Below are 2,596 nucleotides of genomic sequence, written 5' to 3'. Positions count from 1 at the left end.
CGAGGAACTCCGCCAGCGACTTCCGCACGGCGGCACCCGCTTCCTCGCCCGCCACCTTGCCGTGCCCGAGTCCACGCTGCGGCGGTGGCGCTCACGCCACCGCCGCGGCCAAACCATCCGCCGCAAGCCCGGCCTCGCCAAACCTCGCCCGCTTCCCATCGCCGGACTCCGCGAACACCTCCACGCCCTGCACCACGGCAACCACCGCAGCGCCGGGACCGGCAAGCTCCACGACGCACTCCGGGACAGCCTCTCGCGCCGCGACACCGACGCACTGGTCGCCCGACTCCGCGAGCGCCACCACCAACACCAAAAGGACCACACCCTCCACCTCACCTGGCACCGTCCCAACCTCGTCTGGGCCATCGACGCCACCCACCTGCGCACCTCCCCGCAGGACCCCGGCGTCCACCCCGTCCTCGCCCGCGACCTCGCCTCCCACTTCCACTTCCAGCCACTGCTCCTCGAAGCCGAATCCGCCGACGCCAACCTCCAATGGCTCCGTCATCTCATCGAACTCCACGGCCCGCCGCTCTTCCTCAAGCGCGACAACGGCAGCCCCTTCAACACCGATCCCATCAACGAACTCCTCGCCCAATACGGCATCCTGCCCCTCAACAGCCCCATCTGCCAGCCCACCTACAACGGCGCCATCGAACACGGCATCGGCGCCTTCAAGCGCGAACTCGCCGGCCTCCTCGATCCCTCGCTGCCCATCGCCCATCAGCCCGCGCTCCCACGACTCGTCCACGCCGTCACCCACCTGCGCAACACCCGCCGCCGCCGCTCGCTCGGCGGCATCAGCCCCGCCACCGCCTACCACCACCACCCGCACTTCGCGCCCTCGGCGCTCATACGCAGACAGATTTTCGAGTGGATCTCGGCCCGTGCCGAAGCCACACTCGGAATGCCATGGGAAACGTCCGATCACCACGCCCGCAGCGCCGCTTGGCGTCGCGCCGTGGAAGCCTGGCTCCGCTGCCAGGGCCTGGTCACCGTCTCCCGAACCCCAAAACCGTCACCCATTTTCGCCACTCAAAAGCGCTCATAAACCCGTTGGCAGCACAACGGAGTAACTGGACTCTACTACTACGGTTACCGTTGGTATGACCCCGTGACAGGACGGTGGCCATCAAGAGATCCAATTGAGGAAGAGGGTGGAGTTAATTTGTATGGATTTGCTGGAAATAGAAGCGTCGACTCTATTGATTACTTAGGTCTTTTTGGGCCCGATGCAGAAACGAACACAAAATGGGCTCAAGAGCAGGCGGGCGCGGGCAAGATTGGACAGGATGCAGTGCAATTTGTCAGGAACGGCAACTTTAAGGGACACAGCGATTTTGTGAACTTCAATCAGATCAAGAAACCGGATTTTGACTTTAATCGAGCCGACAATGATGAGTTCCGCGCAAGGCCAGGAAGTCTTGGAGTGCATTTTCGTAATCGTGCGACAAACTTTGCAGAAGCTAGAAAAGCGATAAATATTTGTGATGAACGTCAGTTCGAACTCGAGATGCACGGTGTTCAGGATTACCATAGTCATTGGGCTAAAGGATTCATAAATGGCCACAAATCGCCCGGGGTCATTTGGCGAACGGGAGATATGAAAACTACCAGAAATTACCATTCTGTGCTGAATGGTCAGTATTACCTGAGTCCTGACCTTGATAACGAAGCCCACGCAAGGGCGAATGAGGATACGAAGATCCTATTGAGGGAGTGGAAGGATAACTGTTGCGTTGTTGTGACCGGTAGGTCGATTATTAATTGGGTTGGCACCAAGAGCTGGAAGAAGAGAGATGATGTGGTAGAGCCTGAGTGTTGCCAGGATTGGAAGCCGGAAGAGTGGGAGTCTGAATAGAGAGATTCGCGGCGTAGTGTTGATAAAGAGGTAAAATATTATGAGGTATTCAATTGTGCTAGTTCTTGGCATTTACCAGCTAGCTTCATGTAGTCATTTGGGACACGATGTATACCCACTGAAGATGGCTGGGGGGAGGATTATTGAAAAGGAGAAGAGGCTTGTTGATGTTAGGATCATAACAATTTCGAGTGATTGCCTTTTGATCGGAGATGGCACAAAGATCCACTGTCCGGATGGGGTCCATCGGTTGGGGGCCGTTCAAGGCAAATTGGTGGATATGGATATCATAGTGTCTGTGCGGAAAAGTGGTTTGTCTGGAGGAATTCAGCGATCAGAGCGAATAGAATTAGTTAGGGTGTTCGACCATGGCCAAGTTCTTGCAGATTTTAGTATTTGTGAGAATTGTTCTAAACAAATGCGACGCGGTATTCTGGAGATGAAAGATCGTGAGAATTATCCGCCTTCTGTCGTGAATTGGGTCGTGCGGAACTGCCCTCACCCAGGTTTCTTTTTTCCGCTGGACTACCCGACGGAGAATGTTGGGTGGATTTGCGATGAGTGTAGCTCGAAGGCGCGTTCTGTGCTTTCATCGTAAGCGCTCCACGCAGCACCCGTTCCCTGGCGGGTCATAGTCTCCAGGGTCAGTAGTACCAGAGCTTGGCAAGGGGTTTTTTGAAGGTCGTTTTGAGGGCGTCAGGGAGCGGATCGATCCGGGCGGGCCGGTTCGACCTG

Annotated in this window: 1 protein-coding gene and 1 pseudogene; both read left to right on the top strand. The window is 56.6% G+C overall.

All coding sequences use genetic code 11. The features are described from left to right. Window positions 1–1,051 (top strand): hypothetical protein (locus ACG2LG_RS23680; RefSeq protein ID WP_396263312.1); only part of this gene is annotated, 1,051 nt, incomplete at its 5' end. A 27-nt stretch (window positions 1,052–1,078) separates the two neighbouring features. Beyond that, window positions 1,079–1,861, top strand: a pseudogene (locus ACG2LG_RS23675) (RHS repeat-associated core domain-containing protein); the annotation flags it as partial. Window positions 1,862–2,596 lie beyond the last annotated feature (735 nt).

This window comes from Haloferula sp. A504, from assembly GCF_044385805.1.
Classification (GTDB): Bacteria; Verrucomicrobiota; Verrucomicrobiia; order Verrucomicrobiales; family Akkermansiaceae; genus Haloferula.
Note: the sequence above shows the minus strand (reverse complement) of the source record. Positions and strands in the feature narration are given on the sequence as shown.